Genomic DNA, 22,945 nt, shown 5'->3' with positions numbered 1-22,945 from the left:
AAAATCAAATTAATCAGTTCCTATGTCAAAAGACATCCGTATTAAGAGAGGCTTGGATATCAAGCTAGTTGGCGAGGCAGAACAGGTAACTACCGAACTTCAATCAGGTAGTGTGTTTGCAGTAAAGCCAGATGATTTTCACGGCGTTATTCCTAAAATTTTAGCAAAAGAAGGTACAGAAGTAAAAGCAGGTGAAGCACTTTTTTATTCAAAAAGTGATGAACGTATTTTATTTTCTAGTCCTGTTAGTGGTAAAGTTACAGAAATCGTTCGTGGAGCACGAAGAAAAGTTTTAGCAATTAAAATCACTGCTGATGCACAGCAGGAATACAAAGATTTTGGTAAAAAAGATGTAGACGCAATGTCTGGAGAAGAGGTGAAAAACCACTTGTTTGCTTCAGGTTGTTGGCCGTTTGTAAAACAACGTCCGTATGACGTGGTTGCAAATCCTAATCAAGCACCAAAAGCAATTTTTGTATCAGCCTACGCAAGTGCACCTTTAGCAGCCGATTATGATTATGCGTTAAAAGGCAAAGAAGCAGAATTACAAACAGCTTTAACTGCGTTAACAAAATTAACAGTTGGTAAAGTACATGTTTCTGTAGCTAAAAACTCAACACTATCACCATTTAAAGATGTAAAAGGAGTTGAGTTGCATAAAGTTTCAGGACCACACCCAGTAGGAAATGTAAGTACTCAAATAGCACAAATTGACCCAATTAATAAAGGAGAAGTTGTGTGGGTAGTTACACCTCAAGACTTAGTAGTAATAGGAGAGTTATTATTAACTGGAAAGTTTAATATTACTCGTACGATTGCATTGGCAGGATCTAAGTTTAACAAACCGCAATATGTAACTGCAAAAGCAGGAGCACAAATTGCTGATGTTGTTAAAGGAAATTTAGATGCCAATAATGCTCGTATAATTAGTGGAAATGTTTTAAGTGGTTTAGAAGTTAAAGAAGATGGTTTCTTAGGATACTACGATAACTTAATTACAGCTATTCCAGAAGGAGATGACTATGAGTTATTTGGTTGGAATAAGCCAGTTTTTAATAAAATATCTACTTCTAGAGCATTAACTTTTTCTTGGTTAAACCCAAAGAAAAAATATGACTTAGATACGAATACTAACGGAGAGCATAGAGCATTTGTAGTAACAGGTTCTTATGAAGAAATTTTCCCGTTAGATATCTATCCGATGCAATTATTAAAAGCTTGTATGTACAAAGATCTTGACGAAATGGAAGGATTAGGAGCTTACGAAATTGCACCAGAAGATTTTGCGTTAACAGAATTTATTTGTGTGTCGAAACAACCTCACCAAAAAATAATTCGTGAAGGATTAGATTTAATGAGAGAAGAATTAGGATAAGATATGGGCTTAAAACAAAACTTACATAATTTAAAAAAGAAGTATGAAGGAACTAAAATAGCTCCGCTATTTAATGGTTTTCATACATTCTTATATATGCCGAATGAGACTACTCATGGAGGAACTCACATTAAGTCGGCAGATGATCTTAAACGTACAATGAATACAGTAATTATGGCATTAGTTCCATGTTTAATATTCGGTATGTTTAATGCAGGATATCAGCATAATCTTCAAATAGAAGCCGTTTCAAACGCAACCGGTTTCTTTTCTGGAGAATTTTGGAATATGGATAACTTACTAATCGGTTTAGTTAAAATATTACCATTAGTAATTGTATCGTATGTTGTTGGTTTAGCAATAGAATTTATTTTCTGTATAATCAAAGGACATGAGATAGAAGAAGGGTACTTAGTAACAGGAATGTTAGTTCCGTTAATTGTACCTGTAGATTTACCATTATGGATGCTAGCAGTAGCAGTAGCTTTTGGTGTTGTAATTGGTAAAGAAGTATTTGGAGGAACTGGGATGAATATCTTAAACCCAGCCTTAACAATTCGTGCATTCTTATTCTTCGCATATCCAACATGGATGTCTGGAGATAAAGTATGGGTTCAAGGAGCTGTTGAAGCTGCAGGAACAGCTGATGCTATATCAGGAGAAACTATCTTAGGAAGTTTAGCACAGTCGCAACCATTAAACTATTCAGTTTCTGATATGTTCTTTGGATTTATTCCAGGTTCTGTAGGAGAAACTTCAACATTATTAATTTTATTAGGAGCTTTATTCCTAATCTTTACAAAGATTGGAAGCTGGAGAATTATGTTATCTGCAGTTATCGGAGCTTTAGTAATGGGATTCATCTTTAACCAAGTAGTTGATATGGGATGGATTGGTGAAACAAGTAAGTTTTACGGATTAATGAGTTTAGATTTTTGGAAACATTTATTAATTGGAGGTTTCGCATTTGGTGCGGTATACATGGCAACTGACCCAGTAACAGCATCACAAACTAACAAAGGGAAGTGGATTTATGGATTCTTAATTGGATTTATTTCAATTATGATTCGTGTATTCAACCCAGCATACCCAGAAGGAGTAATGTTAGCAATCTTATTAATGAACGTATTTGCTCCAACAATTGATCATTACGTAGTTCAAGGTAATGTTAAGAGAAGATTAAAACGTTTAAAAGCTAAAACTGCCTAATTATGAGTAAGAAGACAGATAGTAATTTATATACGGTACTTTTCGCCATAGGAATGGTGTTAGTAGTAGGTGCGTTGTTAGCTTTTACAGCGTCATCACTTCGCCCAACAATCGATGCTAATAAACGTATCGAGAAGCAGCAAAATATTTTGTATGCAATGGGTGTTAACGAGAATGATGAAACAAGTGTAGAGTTTGTTTCAAAAGATAAAGTAGCAGAAGAGTTTGCTAAATACATTAAAAAACAATTAGTAATTGAAGGGGATAACGTTTCTGAAGATGCTAAAGCGTATTTAATTGATGTTAAAAAGCAACAAACAGCAGCTAAAGAAGGTAAAATAAGAAAACTACCATTATTTGTAGGTGAAAAAGAAGGTAAAACTTTTTATATCGCTCCAATTAGAGGTAAAGGTCTTTGGGATGCTATTTGGGGATATGTTGCAATGGATAAAAATATGGTAGTTCAAGGAGTTTTCTTCGATCATAAAGGAGAAACACCAGGTTTAGGAGCTAACATTAAGCAACGTTACTTTATGGACGATTTTATTGGAGAAGATTTAATGAACAACGGTTCTTTTAAAGGAATTGCAGTATCTAAATCTAACAATGATCCAAAGAATGAAGATAAAAATGATAACGAGGTAGATGCAATTGCAGGAGCAACTATTACAGGTGACGGAGTGTCTGCAATGATTAAATCTGAATTAGGTTTATACGTACCTTACTTTAAAACATTAAAATAAATATGGGACTTTTATCAAAAAAAGACGCAGCATTAATTACTGATCCATTAGCAGATAATAACCCAATTACAATTCAGGTATTAGGTATTTGTTCTGCATTAGCAATTACAGCAGAGTTAAAAGCTTCTATTGTAATGTCTATATCGGTATTATTTGTATTAGGAGTAGGGAATGTAGTAATCTCGTTAATGAGAAATATTATTCCATCAAAAATTAGAATTATTGTACAGTTAATCGTAGTAGCTACATTAGTAATTATTGTAGACCAAGTGCTAAAAGCATTTGCGTACGATTTAAGTAAAACCTTATCGGTATTTATTGGGTTAATTATTACCAACTGTATTATTATGGGACGTTTTGAAGCATTTGCTTTAGGTAATGGACCATGGAGATCGTTTTTAGATGGAATAGGAAATGCTTTAGGATATGCAGTAATCTTAATTATTGTAGGTTTCTTTAGAGAGTTATTCGGTTCAGGTACTTTATTAGGATTTAAAGTACTAGGAGATCCTATCGAAAAAACAGGATTGTATGCTTTAGGATATGAAAACAACGGGTTTATGTTATTATCACCAATGGCATTAATCGTTGTAGGTATTATTATTTGGGTACAACGTACAAGAAATAAAGCATTAGTAGAAGACTAACCTAAGTTAGTGTTCATTAAAAATATAGAAAATGGAACATATAGAATTATTTTTCAAATCGATATTTATAGATAACATGGTATTTGCTACCTTCTTAGGAATGTGTTCTTACCTTGCTGTATCTAAAAAAGTATCAACAGCCGTAGGTTTAGGAGCTGCAGTAATCTTTGTATTAGCAGTTACAGTACCAGTAAACTGGTTGTTAGATCAATACTTATTACAACCTGGAGCTTTAAAGTGGTTAGGAGAAGAGTATGTAGATTATGACCTAAGTTTCTTATCATTTATCATGTTTATTGCAACAATTGCAACCATGGTACAATTAGTAGAAATTATTGTTGAAAAATTCGCACCAGCATTATATAACTCTTTAGGTATTTTCTTGCCGTTAATTGCAGTAAACTGTGCAATTTTAGGAGGATCTTTATTTATGCAATCTCGTGAAATTCCAACATTAGGTTTATCATTTACGTACGGTATTGGTTCAGGAATCGGGTGGTTTTTAGCAATTTTAGCAATTGCAGCTATTCGTGAAAAAATCAGATACTCATCTGTGCCACCAGCATTAAGAGGTTTAGGTATTACATTCATTATTACAGGTTTAATGGCTATCGGATTTATGAGTTTCGGTGGAATGTTAACTGGAGGTGATGATGCAGGTAAAAAAGAAGAAACTGCTGAAGTTAAGGTTGAAAAGAAAGAAGTTGAAGAAAAGGTAGTAGAGGAAACTGAAAAGACTGAAGAGAAAGCAGAAGAATTAGCTAATAACACTAAAGAAATTACAGAATAATGGTATTTTTAGAAGTAAGCACAGGAGGAACAGTTGCTATTACAGTATTAGCGTTTTTAGCGGTAATCTTAGTTTTAGTAGCTTTATTATTATTTGTTAAGCAAAAATTGGCACCATCTGGACCTGTAAAGATTACAATCAATGGTGAAAAAACAATAGAAGTAGCATCAGGAGGAACTTTATTATCTACCTTAGGTAATGAAAAAATCTTCTTACCATCAGCTTGTGGTGGTGGTGGTTCTTGTGTACAATGTGAGTGTCACGTTAACTCTGGTGGAGGAGAAGCTTTACCTACAGAAACACCACACTTTACACGTAAAGAATTACAACACGGTATCCGTTTAGCATGTCAGGTAAAAGTAAAGCAAGATATGGATATTTCTATTCCAGAAGAAATTTTCGGAATTAAGAAATGGGAAGCAACTGTTGTAAGAAACTATAACGTAGCAACATTTATTAAGGAATTTGTAGTTGAGATTCCAGAAGAAATGGATTATAAAGCAGGAGGGTATATTCAAATTGAAATACCACCATGTGAAGTAAAATACGCTGATATGGATATTTCAGCACATCCGCAAGATCATCCAGGTGAACCTGATAAATTTGAGGCTGATTGGGATAAATTTAACCTAAGGCCATTAGTAATGAAGAATGAAGAAACTGTAGAGAGAGCATACTCTATGGCTTCTTACCCTGCAGAAGGAAGAGAAATCATGTTAAATGTTCGTGTAGCAACACCTCCTTTTGACCGTGCTAAAGGCGGATGGATGGATGTAAATCCAGGGGTGGCATCTTCGTATATTTTTAATCAAAAGCCAGGAGATAAAGTAACTATTTCTGGACCTTATGGTGAATTCTTCATCAATGATTCTGAAGCTGAAATGTTATATGTAGGTGGTGGAGCTGGTATGGCACCAATGCGTTCACATATTTATCATTTATTTAGAACTTTAAAGACTGGTAGAAAAGTAACATACTGGTATGGAGGTCGTTCTAAAGCAGAATTATTCTACATTCACTACTTTAGAGCGTTAGAAAAAGATTTTCCAAACTTTAAATTCTACTTGGCATTATCTGAGCCATTAGAAGAAGATAACTGGAAGGTTAAAAAAGATATTAATGATGAAAGCGGAGATGGTTTTGTTGGGTTTATTCACCAAGTTGTAATAGACCAATATTTATCTAAACATGAAAGTCCTGAGGATTTAGAATTATATTTCTGTGGACCACCATTAATGAACAAAGCAGTACAAAAAATGGGTGAAGATTTTGGTTTAGATGACGAAAACATTCGTTTTGATGACTTTGGAGGATAGACACTCAGTGTTTAAATATAAAAAAACCGATACAAATTTGTATCGGTTTTTTTATATTTAAAAAGATAAGTTTTAGATGTAATAAGAGCAGGACAACGTTTTTAGAAAACAGTACTATTCATAAATTACATCAAATTTATATACAGGGCTACCTTGTTCATATTCAAAAACCTTAGTATAATCCATAACATTGGGTATGCCTTCAAGTTTACACAAATGTGCAACTACAGCAGACAAGCCATTAAATAATTTTTCTTTATTAGTAGGGTTTTGAGGTTTTGGATTGTAATGACATAATGGAACAACAAAACCACATGCTTCTAAAAATATTTTTTCAATGTGTAATAGCTCAAGTGGAGTATAACCATTAAACTTTCTGCCTAAATTTTGATGTACCCTACCCACATAGCTTAATCTCAAAGAACCATGACCATTTGTTAGGTGTTTCCAGCTATCTCGATTATCTAATATATTCCCAACCGCACATGCTGAACAACATTCAGGATTCAATTCATCGTTATGAAAAGCATTATAAAGCTTAATAAGCGCTTGTTCTAATCGTTTAGGTATTTCCATAATCAAAAAGGATTTACTCCTTTAAATATACAAAATATTGGTTGTACCTTTGCAGCAAATTATTGTTAATGACGACTTTTCAAGATTTAGACTTATCAAATCCACTTAGAAACTCAATTGAAGAATTAGGTTTTGTAAATCCAACACCAATTCAAGAAGAAGCATTTCCTGTAATTCGTTCAGGAAAAGATGTGGTGGGTATTGCACAAACAGGTACAGGTAAAACCTTTGGTTATTTATTGCCAATACTTCGAGATTTGAAGTTTTCGAAGCAACAACATCCAAGAGTGATGATTTTAGTACCTACACGAGAATTAGTAGTGCAGGTGGTAGAAGAAATTGAAAAGTTAGCAAAATACATTACGCTTCGTACTGTTGGTGTTTATGGAGGTGTGAATTTAAACCGTCATAAAGAAGCAGTAATGCAAGGAGCAGATATTATTGTAGCTACTCCAGGGCGTTTGTACGATTTGGCGTTGAGTAATGTTTTAAAGTTAAAATCTATTCAGAAATTAGTAATTGATGAAGTAGATGTAATGCTCGATTTAGGTTTTCGTTTTCAGTTATTAAACATCTTTGATTTATTACCGCAACGACGTCAAAACATTATGTTTTCAGCAACCATGACGGAGGATGTGGAAGCATTAATAGATGATTTTTTTATTGCACCTCATAAAATAGCGATTGCTGTTAGTGGAACACCGTTGGATAATATTCAACAAACAAGCTATGACGTTCCAAATTTTTATACAAAAGTTAATTTGTTAAACTATTTATTGTTTGATAAATCAGAATTTAGCAAAGTATTAATATTTGCACCTAATAAGCGAAATGCAGACAGGTTGTTTGATTGTGTTGCAGAAGAATATCCATCGCAAGCTTGCGTAATTCATTCAAACAAAACGCAAAATTATCGTTTACGTTCTATAGAGCAATTCAACCAAGGAGAAAAACGAATTTTAATAGCTACCGATGTAATTGCACGTGGGTTAGATTTAGAAGAAGTAACACATGTAATAAATTTTAACGTACCACACTTCCCTGAAAACTATATGCATAGAATAGGTCGTACAGGTCGTGCAGAACGAGAAGGAAAAGCAATTTTATTTGCTACAGAAAAAGAGCAGGAAGCTAAACAAAGAATTGAAGAATTGATGGATTATGAAGTTCCTAAGTTAGAAATTCCAGAGCAGGTTGAGATTTCTAAGGAATTAACAGAAGAAGAGCGACCAAAAGAAGATAGAGAGGTCAATAAGAATAGAACGTCACAAGAATATATTCCAGGACCTGCTTTTCATGAGAAAAAGGAAAAGAATAAAAAAACAAACCAAGGAGGTTCATACAGAAGAGAAATTGCTAAGAAGTATAAAAAACCTAAAACAAGAGGAGACAAAAACTATAACAAACGCAATAAGAAACGAAAATAATGCAAGCACTTACAGAACAAGAACTTCATAATTTGGGGATGAACATTGTAGGTAAAAAATTACAAGAAATGGGCTATGAGTTTATTGCAATAAACAGTGAGTTAAAAAGATATCCGCAGTTCGTGTTGTATAAAAAAGAAGAACCGACCATATTTGTTTTAGTAAAGACTACTAATAATATTCAGTCACCACAAGAGTATGATGTATTGTGGATGGAAACATTTAAAAAGCATGCAGAAAAACAAAATGCTAAGGTTTGGTATGCAGGTATAGGAATTGCAAATGCTGAAAGTGTAGATTTACCAGTTTTTAAAAACAAACCCTATTATGTTGCTTTCGATGATTTTATAAAGATTTTATAGATACGATATTACTAATATCTATAATTTTCTGGTGTTAATTCTCCTTTTTAACTGATAGAAAAAGAGTGGTTTAGTAGATTGAAAAGGGCAAAAACCCTATTAGTTTTCAGATAGTTGTATGTTAATTTTACCTCAGGGAAATTAATGAAATATCTAAAAAAATGAAAAGACAACTACTAACCAAAAAAGGAAAAAAATTAATGAAAACTATTATGGCATTTTTATCAGATTTAGGTAATGGTGCTAGTTATGCAATTAACAATTAAGACTTAAATAGTTAAAGTTAAAAACACTCGATTAAATTGTAATCGAGTGTTTTTTTATGCATAAATATTAACTTTACAGTGTGGAGAATCTTCTAAGGAAAATAAAAGAATGTAAAATATGTGAGGAACATATAGAGCCTAACCCTGTGATTTTAGCTAATAGAAAGTCAAAAATTATTATTGTAGGTCAAGCACCAGGAACCAAAGTACACAAATCTGGAATTCCTTGGGATGATGCTAGCGGAAAGCAACTTAGAAAATGGCTGGATGTTACTGATGAGCAGTTTTACAACACCAACAATTTTGGAATAATTCCAATGGGTTTTTGTTATCCAGGAAAAGGAAAATCAGGAGATCTGCCACCTAGAAAAGAATGTGCCCCGAAATGGCATCAACCATTACTAGAAGAAATGTCTAATGTAAAGTTGGTTATTTTAATTGGAATGTATGCTCAAAACTACTACTTAAAAGAGCAAGCAAAAAGGACACTTACTGAGACAGTGAATAACTATGAAGAGTATCTACCCAGTTATTTTGTATTACCTCACCCATCACCAAGAAATAGGTTTTGGTTAACTAAAAACCAGTGGTTTGAAAAAGACGTTTTACCCATATTGAAAACTACTGTAAAAAAGCTGTTGTAGTGATTTTAATACCAAAAGAAAGTTAAAAACATGCGTTGATAAATTTGTACTTTTGCAATGTATGATAGAAACAAGAGAAGCCATATCAGAAAAAGCGGTTTTAATAGGTATTATAACCCAACATCAAGATGAAAAGAAATCAGAAGAATATCTTGATGAACTAGAGTTTTTAACGCTTACAGCTGGAGGAGTAGCTGTTAAACGTTTTGTTCAAAAGCTAGACAAACCACACCCAAAAACTTTTATAGGAACAGGAAAGTTAGAAGATGTAAAAGCGTATATAGAGTCAAATGATATTGGAACAGCCATTTTTGATGATGAGCTATCACCAGCTCAACTTAGAAATGTTGAGCGTTTTTTAGATTGTAAAATTTTAGATAGAACCAATTTAATATTAGATATTTTTGCCAGCAGAGCACAAACGAGTTCGGCAAAAGCACAGGTAGAGCTAGCGCAATATCAATATTTATTACCTCGATTAACAAGAATGTGGACACACCTTGATAAACAAAAAGGAGGGATTGGTATGCGTGGACCAGGAGAAACAGAAATAGAAACAGACCGTCGTATTATTCGTGATAAAATCTCGCTACTAAAAAAGAAGTTAGTAACTATTGATAAACAAATGTCTGTGCAACGTAAAAACCGTGGAAAAATGGTTCGTGTTGCTTTGGTAGGATATACCAATGTTGGTAAATCTACTTTAATGAATGTAGTGAGTAAAAGTGAGGTGTTTGCAGAAAATAAGTTGTTTGCAACACTTGATACTACAGTAAGAAAAGTAGTAATAAAGAATATCCCCTTTTTAATGACAGATACTGTTGGGTTTATAAGAAAGTTACCAACTCAATTAGTAGAGTCGTTCAAATCTACCTTAGACGAAGTTCGTGAAGCTGATTTATTATTGCATGTAGTAGATATATCACATCCCAATTTTGAAGACCATATTGCTTCTGTAAATAAAATTTTAGATGAGATTGATAGTAAGGATAAACCTACAGTTATGGTATTTAATAAAATAGATGCTTACACTCATGAAACTATTGATGAAGATGACTTAGTTACAGAAAAAACAAAAGAACATTATACGTTAGAAGATTGGAAAAGAACATGGATGAATGATTTAGAAACAGAGAGTATTTTTATTTCAGCATTAAATAAAGATAACCTAGAGAATTTTAAAGATAAAGTGTATGAAGAAGTGAAAAAAATACACATTCAGCGCTTTCCATATAATGATTTCTTATACCAAGAATATTAGTTTTTTACAGTAAAAAAACATAGCCATAACTTAAAAAGAACTTAAAGAATTGCAACTTTAAGTTCTTTTTTATTATATTTATATTCGCTAACATAGTTTTTTCTGTGTTTTATAAAGCATTGTAAATTAATATTTTTAACCATTTTATCCCCCTGAAAATGAAAAATAATAAAACTTCACAAACAAAATCTAGACGATTTTCATTAGATCAATTAGTTAATAAGAAATCCTAAAACTTACGTAAGTAAATTAATCTTATTTAACCAGCTAACTTACCAAGTATTCATAAAGTTTTAAATAATGAATTTAAGACCAGGTGAAATGTCCGCTCTTTTTGAGTTACCATGTGTTAATCTGAATAGATCATGATGAAAAATATAATTACCCTCTTGTTACTATGTTGTGGTTTACAATTTACTATAGCACAAGAGAAATGTACATCTGAAACTTCCCATTCAGTAGATGTAAACGTTGTAGACAAGTGTTTAGTAGAAAAAAAAGTAGAAAAAAGTAGTGAGGTAACTCCTACTGTTGTAACTACAATTTCTAGTAGAAGGCATTTTAGAAAACGTGTTTACTTTGAAAAAGTTGTTAGTTTAGCTAATGATATAGAAGCTAACAAAATTAAATTGATTAAAACAACTAGTGACTTAGCTTCATGTCGCTTGTATGATATATTTCCAATTACAAGAAAATTAATCAAAAAAGCTACTTCTTTTGATGTAGTAGACGAAATCCCTATGTTTTTATCTTGTACTGATCCTTTAATGGATAAAGTAGACTGTTTTAATTATGAAATGCAAAACCATATAATTAATACACTAAAATACCCTGAAGAAGCCTTAGACAAAGGAATTGAAGGAGAAGTACTAGTAAGTTTTGTAATTGATGAAACTGGAAAAGTGACAGATATTAAAACGGAAGGAGCAAATGCACATGAAATCTTAAAAAAAGAGGCAAAAAGAATTGTGTTATTACTTCCAGATTTTACACCAGGGAAACAACAAGGAAAAAATACAAGAGTAGCATACAGCTTTCCTATGAACTTTAGCTTAAATAGCTCTGAATATTAGTGTGTTAAAATAATTTATTTTATGTAAAAAAAAGAATACCTTTGCACGCCATGTTTTTCACAAATAATGAACTATAATTAGTTGATTGAAAAAATGTTAAACCCCTTAGGTATGAGAAAAATTATTTTAGTTATTACGTTAGTTTGTTTTTATGCTACTAATGTTGTGTCACAACGTGAAGTATGTGAAACCCCAGAAGAGTCTTTAGTAGATTTAAATAGTATAACAAAATGTACTATTGCTCCAAAAGACAAGAAGAATAAAGGTACACGACAAATCTCTGTAAAAGTATCTGCTAATAGAAGGTATTTAAAAAAGAGAGAAATTTCAAAAAAGAAAGCGGTTTCAAGTGCTACGGAATTATCGGGAGCAGGAACTGCGGCATTAGAAAGTACAACTCCTCAAGAAGAATTAAATCAACCTTTAACCTTTAAAAATAATCTTGAAAACATAACAAGTAAACTATCAGCAGAAGAAGTAAGAAAAGCTGAAAAATTTACTACAGTTGATAGAATCCCTTTGTTTACTGCATGTAAAAAGGCAAAGAAAAATGAAAGGTTAGATTGTTTTAATGTTGAAATGGTAAAGCATATTCAAAAACACTTCAGATACCCTAGTCAAGCGGTAAAAGAATCTATTCAAGGAGAAGTTTGGGTGCGTTTTATTATTGATAAAAATGGTCAGGTTAAGAATATTAAAACTTTAGGACCAAAAAATGGAGAGCTACTAAACAACGAAGCTATTCGTGTGGTATCTCAATTACCACAGTTTGTACCTGCTAAAAAGTCAGGAGATCAAACCTCTGTAAAATACGGATTCCCTATTATGTTTGCTCTAGATGAGTAAATAAACCAATAATAACTTAATACAAATCAATTAAAATAAACATTATGTTTAAAAAACTACTATCCATAGTTTTGGTAGTGTGTAGTATGGCTATTTATGCACAAACTACAGTAAATGGAAAAATTTACGACGAATACTTGGAGCCTTTTCCAAATGCAGTAATTCTTTCAGGAGAAGCAAGAGCAACTTCTGATTTTGAAGGAAAATTTACGTTACAAGTTAAGTCAACCTACCCTATAACTATACAAGTTTCTGCTTTTGGATATAAAACAGAAATCATAGAAGTTACTTCACAAGATCAAGAAGTAAATGTAATATTAAAAGAAAGTGTAGCATTAGATGAAGTTGTAATTTCAGCATCTAGATCTCCTGAACGAGTTATTGAATCTCCAGTAACTATTGAAAGAATGGGTATTGTTGATGTTAAGAGAAATACTTCTGTTTCATTTTATGACGGATTAGCAAATTTAAAAGGAATTGAGTCACGTGAGGCGAATTATGGATTTAAATCTGTAAACTCTCGTGGTTTTTCTACTTTTGATAATACTAGATTTGTACAGTTAGTTGATGGAGTAGAAACATCAATACCAGCACTGAACTTCTCAGCAGGAAACATTCTAGGATTGTCTGATTTAGATGTTAAGAATGTTGAAATTCTACCTGGAGCTTCTTCTGCTTTATATGGTGCAAACGCCTTTAACGGTATTTTGTTAATGAGAAGTAGAAACCCTTTTGATGATGCGGGTATCAGTACTTATATTAAAACAGGTACTATGTCACAAGAAGCAGCAGGTAATAATCCTTTTTATGACGCAGGAATTCGTATGGCATATAAGTTTAATGATTATGTTGCTGCTAAAGCAAACTTAACTTATTTCTCTGCTGAAGAATGGCATGCTGTTGATACTAGAAATACAACAGGAATTGGTGGAGTAGCTATTGATGGAGATAGAAATACAAATACTGATTATGATGGTGTAAATGTATATGGTGATGATTTTAATTTTAACTTAAATGATTTAAATTCAGCATTACCTTCTTTGGATGTAAGTAGAACAGGGTACAATGAAGCTGACTTAACTAATTATAATGGTTATAACTTAAAATTTGATGGATCTATACACATCAGACCATGGGCAAATGATGCATTAGAGATTGTATTAAACTCTCGTTTTTCTCGTGGAGATAACACATATCAAGGAACAAATAGATTCTCTCAAAAAGGATACTTTATTGAGCAGTATAAATTAGAACTTATAGGGAAAAACTTCTTTGTAAGAGGATATTATACAGGAAATGATTCAGGAAAAAGTCACGATTTACGATTTGCAGCGATTGCTTTAAATGAAAAGTATAACCCAACGCAAAACTGGTATAAAGAATATATAGATGTTTATACGGGAAGACTTAATGATGAAAGATATACTCCTTTTAATGATGCAGATGCTAGAAGGTATGCAAACAGAAACAGATATGTTCCTGGGTCACCTGAGTTTAAAACAGCTTTAGAAGAAGTAATCAATACTCCAATAAACAAAGGAGGAGCAGGGATAAAAGACGAAACTTCTTTTTATCACTTTGATGCTAATTATAACTTCAAGGATTTAATTCGTTGGGGAGAGATTCAAGTAGGAGGTTCTTACCGTAAATTTGATATTAACTCAAACGGAACTTTATTTACAGATGAAAATAGTAGTATAGAGTTTGATATGGTTGGGGTTTACTCTCAAATTCAAAAGAAATTTTTAGAAGATAGGTTAAAGTTTACAGGATCTGTTCGTTATGATAAATCTAAAAACTTTGAAGGTAACTTTTCTCCAAGGGTAGCGTTAAACTATTCTTTAGGTGAATCAAAGAATCATATTTTAAGAGCTTCTTATCAAACAGGGTTTAGAAACCCTAGTACTTTAGAACAATACTTTGGGTTACGTTCAGGACCAAGTAAATATATTTTAGGTACTTCTCAAGAAAATTTAGATCGTTTCTCTACTATAGTAGCTAATCAAGATGGTTCTACTAGTGTAATTACAGGTAGACAAGCTTTTGGAAATGCATTAGTTGGAGCTGACAATAGAATTAAACTTGATGTTAACCCAATTAAGCCAGAAAAAGTTACTTCATATGAAGTAGGATATAGAAGTATTATTGATTTAAATAGTAGAAATATATTAGAGTTAGATATTAATGGTTATTATAACCAGTATAACGACTTTGTAGCATTCAAAGATGTTATTGTAGCTAATTATGGAGGTTTAGAAGCAGATGGAACACCAGATGCACAAGCTGATGCAGCAATAGATAATGGAGATTATACATCATTTGTACTTAATACAAATACATCAGCTAATGTTGATTCGTATGGTGTAGGTGTAGGGTTAAATACGAAAGTATTTAAGACGTTTAACTTAGGAGCTAACTATACATATTCAAAATTAGTTTTTGATCAAAGTGATGATCCAACTTTTAAAGCAGGATTTAATACTCCAGAACATCAAGTAAAAGTAATGTTTGGAAATCCTAACTTATTTAAAAACTTTGGGTTTAATGTGAATTTAAGATGGCAAGATGAGTTCTATTGGCAGTCAAGCTTCTTAGATGATACAGTAGATGCAAGAACTGTATTAGATGCACAAATAAACTATAGAGTGCCTGCTATTAAATCAAGATTTAAATTAGGAGGAACGAACTTAACTGGTAACGAATATATGGTTGCACCAGGATCAGGATTAATTGGTTCTATGTACTATGTTTCTTGGACAATTAATGACTAGAAATAGTTTACTATAAAATAAAAAAGGCGTGAATTAATTCACGCCTTTTTTATTTTATAAACTTGTAAGTTTACTATTCGTTTTCAGAGTCATTAATTATCCCTAATCGTTTAGCACGCTGTTCCCAGCTTTTTCTAGCCAAACTTTGTAGGTTTGCTACATTGTCACTCTCATCCATTATTTCATAGCCTAAAAGGGTTTCTATAACGTCTTCTTGAGTTACTAAACCGCTAACTGCTCCATATTCATCTACAACTAAAGCTAAATGCTCTCTTTGCTCAATTAACTTTTCAAATAAATTAGGAATAGAAAGCTCTCTGCTAGCAATAATAATTTCTCTTTTAATTGTTTTTAAAGGTTCGTTTCCTTTGTTATCAACCAAAGAAAGCAACAACTGATCCTTTAAAACATATCCAGTTATGTTGTCTGGATTTTCAGCATACACTGGTATTCTAGAAAAGCGTAAAGGTCTATTTTCATTAAAAAACGATTCAATGCTTTGGTTTTCGTCAGCAGTAGTAAGTACCGTACGAGGTGTCATAATATGTTTAGCTTGAACTTCTTTAAAGTTTAGCATGTTTCTAATTACTTTACCTTCACTTTCATGAAAAACACCTTCTTGCTCAGCAATATCAGTCATAGCAGAAAAATCTTCTCTGCTTAAAACACTTTCACCATGTGCTCCTTTACCAAATAGTTTAGTAAATAATTGAAGTACCCATATAATACCAGTGTATTTACAGAAGAAAATTAGCACATTTAAGGCTTTGGTTGTAAAACCAGCTAGAGATTTCCAATAAGTTGCTCCGATAGTTTTAGGAATAATTTCAGATGCTACTAAAATTAAAATAGTCATTATAGCAGAAACGATAAAAACACCATTTCCTTCGTCGTTAAATATTTTCTTTGCTTGAGCACCAACTAAGATAGCTCCTACTGTATGGGCTATGGTGTTTACTGTTAAGATAGCAATAAGAGGCTTGTCAACGTCTTTTTTTAAAGCTTCAAGATCGTTTGCGTAAGCTTTTTCTTCTTTCTTTTTAACATTCACAAAAGTAGGGGTAACACTTAGTAGTACAGCTTCTAATATAGAGCATAAAAAAGAGAAAAATATAGATAAGGTGGCGTAAACAATTAATAATGTCATTCGTTAAAATTTTTAGGCTAAAATACGTAAAAAAGAAAACCTCAAGAATATATTCTTGAGGCTTTACTATTATGTTTTGTTTTTCTAGAAACCGTAATTTACTCCTAGACCAAACACTTCTCTCGTTTGGAATCCTCTAAAGGCGTTGTCGTCATAAATAGCTTGCATAGAAAGATTCGCAGATAAGTATTTGTTAACTTTCATTACTACGTTAACAGTGTAGTCAATATCTACATTTTGAAAATCTTCCAAGTAGTTACTGTATAAGTTCAATATATTTTCTACAGATACATTTTTCATTACATCTAATTTGTAATAGGCATTAACTGCAGCACCTAGTTCATAACGAGTATTTTCGTTTTGCTCTACTCCAAAAGCAGGTCCAAAATCAGTTAAGTGTTTGTGTACATATATTAACTTAGAAGTTGCAGGAGCGATGTTTACTTTTAAATTGTCATGTTTTTTCCAAAGCATACCAGGTCCAAATTGGAAGTATGCAGGAGAAAAGAAATGAGATGTTTGCTCGCCAGAAACATAGGTTGAAGACATTTGAGTCTTAAAATTGAAAAAAGCTGAGTAATACCAATATCCGCCGGCTTTTTTTCCTAATAAAGAGTTTAACTCTAAACGGTCATCTGTTTTTTGTACTTCTTCTCCTTTTAACTTTGTTAAACCGTAAGAAGCAATTAATTTATTATCCCAAGTCCAATCACCTTTGGTGTAATTAAAATCATAGTTTAATCCAATAGTACCAGAAATGTTATTTGTACCACCAGCTAACCAATTGTTAAAAGCAGATTGGTTGAATAAAAAAGAAATGTTACCGCTTCTTTTCCATCCTTCTTTAGGTTCTTCTTTTTTTTCTTCTTGAGCGTTAACTGTTAGTGCTCCAAACAAAACAGCAATAGCTAATAATTTTTTCATTTTAATAGTTTTAAATTAATTTTTGAGGGCGCGAATGTACGCTTAACCTAGGGGTTAGACAATAACATTACGCCAAAAGTCACGTCTTATGAAAAATATAATTTAAACCAAGACCAAACACTTCTTTAAATTGTACTTTGCTTGAAGCATCGTCATCAATAATGGCGTGTAAGCCAAGATTTGTAGACAGGTTTTTATTAATTTTAACAAAGATATTTAATTGATAATCGATATCAATGTTTTGTGGTTTGTTCAAATAATCAGAATATACTGCTACAATGCTTTCCATGGTAACATCCTTCATTATTTCGCTTTTAAAATAAGCTGAAAGGTTGAAACCTAAACTGAAATTTATATTCTTACCTTCATCTACACCATACTTTCCTGAAAACTCATCTGAAACAAATGTGTAACGAGCTGAAGCAGGAGCAACGTTTATTCTTGCATCATCATTTTTTTTCCATAACATACCTGGGCCAAAACTCCAATATGCAGGAGAAAAGAAATCTGAAACGGCTACCTTTGGTTCTTGTTTATAATCATAACCTCTGGTGTACTGAGTTTTAAAATTACTAAAAAATGAGAAAAACCATAGTTTTGAAGTTCTTAAACCAAGTAAAGAGTTATATTCAAATTGATCTTCTGTTTTTCTTACTCCTTGACCATCTACATAACTAATTCCATAAGCAGAAATAACTTTATTATCCCAGTTCCACTTTTTTCTCTTGTAGTTAAAATCATAACCAAGAGTCATATTTCCAGCAACTGTGTTATTTCCACCTGCTGCCCAATTAGAAAAAGATGATTGATTGAAAAGAAAAGTATACTTTCCTACAACAGTCCATTTTTTGGGAGGATTCTTTTTGACCAGAGGTTCTGCAAATACTCGTCTATTAAATATATAGAAAGCAAAACTAGTGTCTAAAGGTGAGTTTTGTAAACCTACAGTAGAAATACTATCTTTTTTAGTTTCTTGTGAAACTATAGAAAAAGAGTAACAAGAAAACAGGATTAAGAACAGTTTTTTCATTTGTTATTAAATTGAGGAGTTCTATTGAGTTTAATTATCTTTTTCTCTTATAAAGCGGTACTGTTGAACAAGCTTCACCAAACATGATGGTTTTAGCTACAGGTTTGATTTTTTCAATTAATAAGGTATAAGCTGATGGTGGTATAGGCTTATTTGCACACCCTTTAATTATTACAGGCTTGTCCTTATATTCAGAAGTGTCTAGCTTATGAATAATCTCTTGATATATTACAGTTTCTAATAATATTAAGTCACCAACAACAACTTTTTTAGCAAAAGGAGTAAGTTCAGTAGTCAATAAAAGATACGCCCAAGAAGGAATAATGGCATCAGTGGAACATGTTAATGAAACATAACTATCTTGGTATTGAGTCCAGTCATGATTTTTTACAGATTCTCTAAAATCCTTTTCACGAAGAATCAATTCTTCAAACAACCAATTTTTAATATCAAACACTACACGCTTACCTTTAGGGTAAAAATCTTCTAAATCTATCGTAGTAAGCTTACTGTTAGCAACTCTATTTATAATTTCTTCTGCCATATTTAGTTGAAAAGTTTAAAAGTTGTACGCTTTGTGTTTTTAATAGTTACATCAAAAGCCTTATAGCATTCCTAATTCTAATTTTGCTTCTTCACTCATCATGTCTTGAGTCCAAGTTGGATCAAAAGTGATTTCAACCTCACAGTTGTTGATTTCTTTCAAAGTTTTTACTTTTTCCTCTACTTCAACAGGTAATGTTTCAGCAACAGGACAGTTAGGAGAAGTTAATGTCATTAATATTTTGGCATCATTCTCTTCTGATATAAAAACATCATAAATTAAACCTAGTTCATATATGTCAACAGGTATTTCAGGGTCGAAAATGGTTTTTAATACACGAACTATTTTATCTCCTAATTCTTCTAATTTATCTTCAGTCATAATTCTAAACTTCTTTTAATTCGCTAACTTGCTTTGTTGCGCAATTGCGTACATTTTAATTTGTTTTACCATTGATACTAATCCGTTAGCACGTGTAGGGCTCAAATGTTCCTTTAAGCCAATTTCGTCTATAAATTCAGTATCGGCGTCTAAAATGGCCTTAGGTGTTTGGTCAGAAAATACCCTCAATAATAAAGCCACAATTCCTTTTGTTAAAATAGCATCACTATCGGCAGTAAACTCAATAGTGTCACCTTTTAACTCAGAGTGTAACCATACTTTCGATTGACATCCTTTAATTAGGTTTTCATCTAATTTGTATGCTTCGTCTATTAATGGTAGCGATTTACCTAGCTCTATAATGTACTCATAACGCTCCATCCAGTCTTCAAACATAGAAAACTCGTCAATAATTTCTTCTTGTATTTCTTTGATAGTCATTTTTTAAAACTATTTTTGCAAAGTCAAAAAGACCGTTTTTAATTAAAGACGCAAAATTACGACAAAAAAGGCAGTTGACATGAGAGTTTAAGCCTTAATGAGTAGAATTAGTAAAATTTTAAGTCTTAGTAATTTATAGAGACTTAAAGAAACAAATAGATTTCCTTAGGTAAAGGAATATTAAGTAGAGTTATGAGTAAATTATTAGCAGTAGGAACAGTAGCATTTGACGCTATAGAAACACCATTTGGAAAAACTGATAAGATCTTAGGAGGGTCAGGAACTTTTGTAGGATTAGCAGCTTCACAGTTTGGAGTGCAAACAGGAGTAGTTTCTGTAGTTGGAGGAGATTTTCCACAGTCATACATAGATATGATGAACGATAAAGGAATTAATACTGATGGAGTGGAAATAGTAAAAGAAGGAAAAACTTTCTTTTGGAGTGGAAAGTATCATAACGATATGAACTCTCGCGATACTTTAGTAACTGAACTGAATGTATTAGAGCATTTTCAACCTGTAGTTCCAGAATCTTTTAAAGATGCACCAATTGTAATGTTAGGTAATTTGCACCCATTAACACAAGTATCTGTTTTAGATCAAATGAATGAAAGACCAAAGTTAGTAGTATTAGACACTATGAACTTTTGGATGGATATAGCATTAAACGATTTACATGAGGTTTTAAAACGTGTAGATGTTATTACAATTAACGATGAGGAAGCACGCCAGTTAAGCGGGGAGTACTCTTTGGTAAATGCAGCAAAGAAGATTCACGAAATGGGACCAAAATACGTTGTAATTAAAAAAGGAGAACACGGAGCTTTATTGTTTAATGAAGGAAACATGTTCTTTGCACCAGCATTACCGCTAGCAGAAGTGTTTGATCCAACAGGAGCTGGAGATACATTTGCAGGAGGTTTCTGCGGATATCTAGCTAAAACAGAAGATATTTCATTCGAAAATATGAAGAGTGCAATTATTTACGGATCTAATTTAGCATCGTTCTGTGTTGAAAAATTCGGAACACAACGTATGGAGGCGTTAACTAGCGAAGAGGTACAAGCGCGCTTAAAAGCGTTTAAAGAATTAACACAATTTGATATAGCACTATCATAAACTATAAATCCGCGCTTTTTGCTGCGGATTTTTTTATACAACACACAAAACTACAACACAACTAAATACTTGAAATTAAATGAGTGACGCTATTAAACACGAATGCGGAATTGCAATGGTTCGTTTAAAAAAACCATTACAGTACTATAAAGATAAATATGGTACCGCGTTTTATGGTGTAAATAAAATGTACCTGTTAATGGAAAAACAGCACAATAGAGGACAAGACGGTGCTGGATTAGCAAGTATAAAATTTAATGTAGAGCCTGGAACAAGATACATAAGTAGAATACGTTCCAACCAATCACAACCAATCCAAGATATTTTCGGAAAAATCAACCATAGAATCAATGGAGTTTTTGAAGAGAACCCAGATAAGGTTGATGATGTAAAATGGCAAGAAGAAAACGTACCTTATATAGGAAACCTGTTTTTAGGGCATGTTCGTTACGGTACATTCGGTAAAAACTCTATAGAGAGTGTTCATCCTTTTTTACGCCAAAGTAATTGGAGGCACCAAAGTTTAATTGTTGCAGGAAACTTTAATATGACGAACTCTAAACAATTATTAAATGATTTAATTGATTTAGGGCAGCATCCAAAAGAGTTTACTGATACAGTAACTGTGATGGAGAAGATAGGTCATTTTTTAGAGTCAGAAGTTTCTGATTTGTACTTAAAGGCTAAAGAGGAAGGGTTTAATAAAAAAGATGCTTCACCTTATATAGAAGAAAACTTAGATATTCAACGAATTTTACAGCGTTCAGCTAAAAACTGGGATGGTGGTTACGCAATGGCAGGATTGTTAGGTCATGGAGATGCTTTTGTATTGCGTGACCCTTCAGCAATTCGTCCAGCATTCTTTTATGAAGATGATGAAGTAGTAGTGGTTGCTTCAGAACGACCAGTGATTCAAACAGTATTCAATGTTCCAATTGATACTATTAAAGAAATTGATAGAGGTCATGCATTAATCATCAAGAAGAATGGTCAAACAACAATGGCTCCGGTTTTGGAAGAAAGACCTAAAAAAGCATGTTCTTTTGAGCGTATTTACTTTTCAAGAGGAAGTGATGCTTCAATTTATGAAGAACGTAAAAACTTAGGAAAATATGTGTTCCCAGAAGTTTTAAAGTCTATTGATAGTGATATAGAAAATTCAGTTTTTTCTTACATACCAAATACGGCAGAAACATCGTTTTTCGGAATGATGGAAGCAGCAGAAGATGTATTGAATCAACAGAAGACAGATGCAATTTTAGCTGGTGAAGGAAAGCTTTCAAAAGAAAGAGTAATTGAAATTCTTTCTAAAAGACCACGTTTTGAAAAAATAGCAATTAAAGATGCAAAATTACGTACCTTTATTACTGATGATAGTAGTCGCGATGATTTAGTTGCTCACGTTTATGACGTTACTTATGGTGTTGTGAAGCCAACAGATAACTTAGTTATCATAGATGATAGTATTGTAAGGGGTACTACCTTGAAGAAAAGTATTATTAAGATTTTAGATAGACTAAACCCTAAGAAAATAGTAGTAGTTTCTTCTGCGCCTCAAATCCGTTACCCTGATTGTTATGGTATTGATATGGCTAAGATTAACGATTTCATTGCGTTTAAAGCTGCTTTAGAATTGTTGAAAGAGACAAATCAATATAATATTGTTGATGAAGTATACCAAAAGTGTAAACAGCAAGAAGGTAGTGAGGATAAAGATGTAGTAAACTATGTAAAAGAAATTTATGCGCCGTTTACCGATGAAGAAGTTTCAGCAAAGATTGCACAGATGCTAAAAACAGCTGAAATTAAGGCAGATGTAGAGGTTATATTCCAGCCAGTAAGTGGATTACATAAAGCGTGTCCAGATAATTTAGGAGATTGGTATTTTACTGGAGATTATCCTACAGATGGAGGTCATAGAGTAGTAAACCAAGCATTCATCAATTTTTATGAAGGAAGTGATAAAAGAGCTTATTAATAAGTAGATTTAATAAATAAAAAAGAGTAATCGAACAAACGATTACTCTTTTTTTATGCTGTAAAATATGTTTAA

Annotated in this window: 22 protein-coding genes; 15 read left to right on the top strand and 7 right to left on the bottom strand. The window is 32.5% G+C overall.

The window, feature by feature from the left end; all coding sequences use genetic code 11:
* The first annotated feature begins 22 nt into the window (after positions 1-22).
* The 6 genes from LCI24_RS00155 to nqrF are packed head-to-tail and all read left to right on the top strand — an operon-like array spanning position 23 to position 6,080.
* Positions 23-1,375 carry a Na(+)-translocating NADH-quinone reductase subunit A gene (locus tag LCI24_RS00155; protein WP_274638609.1) on the top strand — a complete coding sequence of 451 codons (1,353 nt, stop codon included), beginning with the start codon at positions 23-25 and terminating at the stop codon, positions 1,373-1,375.
* A gap of 3 nt (positions 1,376-1,378) precedes the next feature.
* Positions 1,379-2,584, top strand: coding sequence for an NADH:ubiquinone reductase (Na(+)-transporting) subunit B (locus tag LCI24_RS00150; protein WP_274638608.1), 1,206 nt, complete (start codon positions 1,379-1,381; stop codon positions 2,582-2,584).
* A gap of 2 nt (positions 2,585-2,586) precedes the next feature.
* On the top strand, positions 2,587-3,327 hold the full coding sequence (locus LCI24_RS00145) for a Na(+)-translocating NADH-quinone reductase subunit C (protein ID WP_274638607.1): 741 nt from the start codon (positions 2,587-2,589) through the stop codon (positions 3,325-3,327).
* 2 nt (positions 3,328-3,329) lie between these two features.
* Entirely contained in the window at positions 3,330-3,974 is a 645-nt protein-coding gene (locus tag LCI24_RS00140; RefSeq protein ID WP_099215191.1) for an NADH:ubiquinone reductase (Na(+)-transporting) subunit D, read from the top strand.
* Positions 3,975-4,005: 31 nt separating this feature from the next.
* Complete coding sequence (nqrE, locus tag LCI24_RS00135) at positions 4,006-4,764, top strand: NADH:ubiquinone reductase (Na(+)-transporting) subunit E (protein ID WP_099215192.1); 759 nt, start codon at positions 4,006-4,008, stop codon at positions 4,762-4,764.
* A complete protein-coding gene (gene nqrF / locus LCI24_RS00130) occupies positions 4,764-6,080 on the top strand; it encodes an NADH:ubiquinone reductase (Na(+)-transporting) subunit F (protein ID WP_274638606.1) in 1,317 nt (438 codons plus the stop codon). Before nqrE ends, nqrF begins: the two co-directional genes overlap by 1 nt.
* A 114-nt stretch (positions 6,081-6,194) precedes the next feature.
* Here nqrF and LCI24_RS00125 read toward each other — a convergent pair whose 3' ends face one another.
* Positions 6,195-6,656, bottom strand: a complete 462-nt coding sequence (locus tag LCI24_RS00125; protein WP_274638605.1) for a Na(+)-translocating NADH-quinone reductase subunit F — start codon at positions 6,654-6,656, stop codon at positions 6,195-6,197.
* A 68-nt stretch (positions 6,657-6,724) separates the two neighbouring features.
* On the opposite strand from LCI24_RS00125, the gene LCI24_RS00120 reads away from it, so the two are divergent.
* From LCI24_RS00120 to LCI24_RS00090, 7 genes are all read left to right on the top strand, one after another.
* Complete coding sequence (locus LCI24_RS00120) at positions 6,725-8,083, top strand: DEAD/DEAH box helicase (RefSeq protein ID WP_274638604.1); 1,359 nt, start codon at positions 6,725-6,727, stop codon at positions 8,081-8,083.
* A complete protein-coding gene (locus LCI24_RS00115; RefSeq protein ID WP_274638603.1) occupies positions 8,083-8,445 on the top strand; it encodes a Na(+)-translocating NADH-quinone reductase subunit F in 363 nt (120 codons plus the stop codon). Before LCI24_RS00120 ends, LCI24_RS00115 begins: the two co-directional genes overlap by 1 nt.
* Positions 8,446-8,791: 346 nt before the next feature.
* Positions 8,792-9,355, top strand: coding sequence for a uracil-DNA glycosylase family protein (locus tag LCI24_RS00110; protein WP_274638602.1), 564 nt, complete (start codon positions 8,792-8,794; stop codon positions 9,353-9,355).
* 61 nt (positions 9,356-9,416) lie between these two features.
* On the top strand, positions 9,417-10,616 hold the full coding sequence (gene hflX, locus LCI24_RS00105) for a GTPase HflX (RefSeq protein ID WP_274638601.1): 1,200 nt from the start codon (positions 9,417-9,419) through the stop codon (positions 10,614-10,616).
* Positions 10,617-10,981: 365 nt separating this feature from the next.
* The gene (locus LCI24_RS00100) at positions 10,982-11,689 is read left to right on the top strand and encodes an energy transducer TonB (RefSeq protein WP_274638600.1); all 708 of its coding nucleotides are present in this window, start codon (positions 10,982-10,984) and stop codon (positions 11,687-11,689) included.
* Positions 11,690-11,800: 111 nt separating this feature from the next.
* Positions 11,801-12,535 carry an energy transducer TonB gene (locus tag LCI24_RS00095; RefSeq protein ID WP_274638599.1) on the top strand — a complete coding sequence of 245 codons (735 nt, stop codon included), beginning with the start codon at positions 11,801-11,803 and terminating at the stop codon, positions 12,533-12,535.
* 44 nt (positions 12,536-12,579) lie between these two features.
* On the top strand, positions 12,580-15,306 hold the full coding sequence (locus tag LCI24_RS00090) for a TonB-dependent receptor (protein ID WP_274638598.1): 2,727 nt from the start codon (positions 12,580-12,582) through the stop codon (positions 15,304-15,306).
* Between the two features lie 73 nt (positions 15,307-15,379).
* On the opposite strand, the gene LCI24_RS00085 is transcribed toward LCI24_RS00090, so the two are convergent.
* The 6 genes from LCI24_RS00085 to LCI24_RS00060 form a co-directional block, all read right to left on the bottom strand.
* Entirely contained in the window at positions 15,380-16,453 is a 1,074-nt protein-coding gene (locus LCI24_RS00085) for a CNNM domain-containing protein (protein ID WP_274638597.1), read from the bottom strand.
* A gap of 84 nt (positions 16,454-16,537) precedes the next feature.
* Positions 16,538-17,377: a DUF3078 domain-containing protein gene (locus LCI24_RS00080; RefSeq protein ID WP_274638596.1), complete on the bottom strand. Its 840-nt coding sequence runs from the start codon at positions 17,375-17,377 to the stop codon at positions 16,538-16,540.
* Between the two features lie 79 nt (positions 17,378-17,456).
* Positions 17,457-18,407: a DUF3078 domain-containing protein gene (locus LCI24_RS00075; RefSeq protein ID WP_274638595.1), complete on the bottom strand. Its 951-nt coding sequence runs from the start codon at positions 18,405-18,407 to the stop codon at positions 17,457-17,459.
* Between the two features lie 34 nt (positions 18,408-18,441).
* On the bottom strand, positions 18,442-18,951 hold the full coding sequence (locus tag LCI24_RS00070; RefSeq protein ID WP_274638594.1) for a DUF2480 family protein: 510 nt from the start codon (positions 18,949-18,951) through the stop codon (positions 18,442-18,444).
* A 60-nt stretch (positions 18,952-19,011) separates the two neighbouring features.
* A complete protein-coding gene (locus LCI24_RS00065; RefSeq protein ID WP_115899355.1) occupies positions 19,012-19,332 on the bottom strand; it encodes a DUF59 domain-containing protein in 321 nt (106 codons plus the stop codon).
* 15 nt (positions 19,333-19,347) lie between these two features.
* Positions 19,348-19,773 carry a SufE family protein gene (locus LCI24_RS00060; protein WP_274638593.1) on the bottom strand — a complete coding sequence of 142 codons (426 nt, stop codon included), beginning with the start codon at positions 19,771-19,773 and terminating at the stop codon, positions 19,348-19,350.
* Between the two features lie 192 nt (positions 19,774-19,965).
* Here LCI24_RS00060 and LCI24_RS00055 point away from each other — a divergent pair, with 192 nt between their 5' ends.
* A complete protein-coding gene (locus LCI24_RS00055) occupies positions 19,966-20,892 on the top strand; it encodes a PfkB family carbohydrate kinase (protein WP_274638592.1) in 927 nt (308 codons plus the stop codon).
* Positions 20,893-20,971: 79 nt separating this feature from the next.
* A complete protein-coding gene (locus LCI24_RS00050) occupies positions 20,972-22,870 on the top strand; it encodes an amidophosphoribosyltransferase (protein ID WP_274638591.1) in 1,899 nt (632 codons plus the stop codon).
* Positions 22,871-22,945: the final 75 nt, after the last annotated feature.

The organism is Tenacibaculum larymnensis (assembly GCF_028829235.1).
Classification (GTDB): Bacteria; Bacteroidota; Bacteroidia; order Flavobacteriales; family Flavobacteriaceae; genus Polaribacter; species Polaribacter larymnensis.
This window is presented reverse-complemented; position numbering and strand designations above follow the sequence as displayed.

What these genes read in the sequence shown, in the direction of transcription:
- LCI24_RS00060 (WP_274638593.1), bottom strand. Translation starts at nt 19,773, where the DNA reads ATGACTATCAAAGAAATACAAGAAGAAATTATTGACGAGTTTTCTATG.
- LCI24_RS00150 (WP_274638608.1), top strand. Translation starts at nt 1,379, where the DNA reads ATGGGCTTAAAACAAAACTTACATAATTTAAAAAAGAAGTATGAAGGA.
- nqrF (WP_274638606.1), top strand. Translation starts at nt 4,764, where the DNA reads ATGGTATTTTTAGAAGTAAGCACAGGAGGAACAGTTGCTATTACAGTA.
- LCI24_RS00120 (WP_274638604.1), top strand. Translation starts at nt 6,725, where the DNA reads ATGACGACTTTTCAAGATTTAGACTTATCAAATCCACTTAGAAACTCA.
- LCI24_RS00145 (WP_274638607.1), top strand. Translation starts at nt 2,587, where the DNA reads ATGAGTAAGAAGACAGATAGTAATTTATATACGGTACTTTTCGCCATA.
- LCI24_RS00140 (WP_099215191.1), top strand. Translation starts at nt 3,330, where the DNA reads ATGGGACTTTTATCAAAAAAAGACGCAGCATTAATTACTGATCCATTA.
- LCI24_RS00095 (WP_274638599.1), top strand. Translation starts at nt 11,801, where the DNA reads ATGAGAAAAATTATTTTAGTTATTACGTTAGTTTGTTTTTATGCTACT.
- LCI24_RS00115 (WP_274638603.1), top strand. Translation starts at nt 8,083, where the DNA reads ATGCAAGCACTTACAGAACAAGAACTTCATAATTTGGGGATGAACATT.
- LCI24_RS00055 (WP_274638592.1), top strand. Translation starts at nt 19,966, where the DNA reads ATGAGTAAATTATTAGCAGTAGGAACAGTAGCATTTGACGCTATAGAA.
- LCI24_RS00065 (WP_115899355.1), bottom strand. Translation starts at nt 19,332, where the DNA reads ATGACTGAAGATAAATTAGAAGAATTAGGAGATAAAATAGTTCGTGTA.
- LCI24_RS00050 (WP_274638591.1), top strand. Translation starts at nt 20,972, where the DNA reads ATGAGTGACGCTATTAAACACGAATGCGGAATTGCAATGGTTCGTTTA.
- LCI24_RS00080 (WP_274638596.1), bottom strand. Translation starts at nt 17,377, where the DNA reads ATGAAAAAATTATTAGCTATTGCTGTTTTGTTTGGAGCACTAACAGTT.
- hflX (WP_274638601.1), top strand. Translation starts at nt 9,417, where the DNA reads ATGATAGAAACAAGAGAAGCCATATCAGAAAAAGCGGTTTTAATAGGT.
- LCI24_RS00155 (WP_274638609.1), top strand. Translation starts at nt 23, where the DNA reads ATGTCAAAAGACATCCGTATTAAGAGAGGCTTGGATATCAAGCTAGTT.
- nqrE (WP_099215192.1), top strand. Translation starts at nt 4,006, where the DNA reads ATGGAACATATAGAATTATTTTTCAAATCGATATTTATAGATAACATG.
- LCI24_RS00085 (WP_274638597.1), bottom strand. Translation starts at nt 16,453, where the DNA reads ATGACATTATTAATTGTTTACGCCACCTTATCTATATTTTTCTCTTTT.
- LCI24_RS00075 (WP_274638595.1), bottom strand. Translation starts at nt 18,407, where the DNA reads ATGAAAAAACTGTTCTTAATCCTGTTTTCTTGTTACTCTTTTTCTATA.
- LCI24_RS00100 (WP_274638600.1), top strand. Translation starts at nt 10,982, where the DNA reads ATGATGAAAAATATAATTACCCTCTTGTTACTATGTTGTGGTTTACAA.
- LCI24_RS00090 (WP_274638598.1), top strand. Translation starts at nt 12,580, where the DNA reads ATGTTTAAAAAACTACTATCCATAGTTTTGGTAGTGTGTAGTATGGCT.
- LCI24_RS00070 (WP_274638594.1), bottom strand. Translation starts at nt 18,951, where the DNA reads ATGGCAGAAGAAATTATAAATAGAGTTGCTAACAGTAAGCTTACTACG.
- LCI24_RS00125 (WP_274638605.1), bottom strand. Translation starts at nt 6,656, where the DNA reads ATGGAAATACCTAAACGATTAGAACAAGCGCTTATTAAGCTTTATAAT.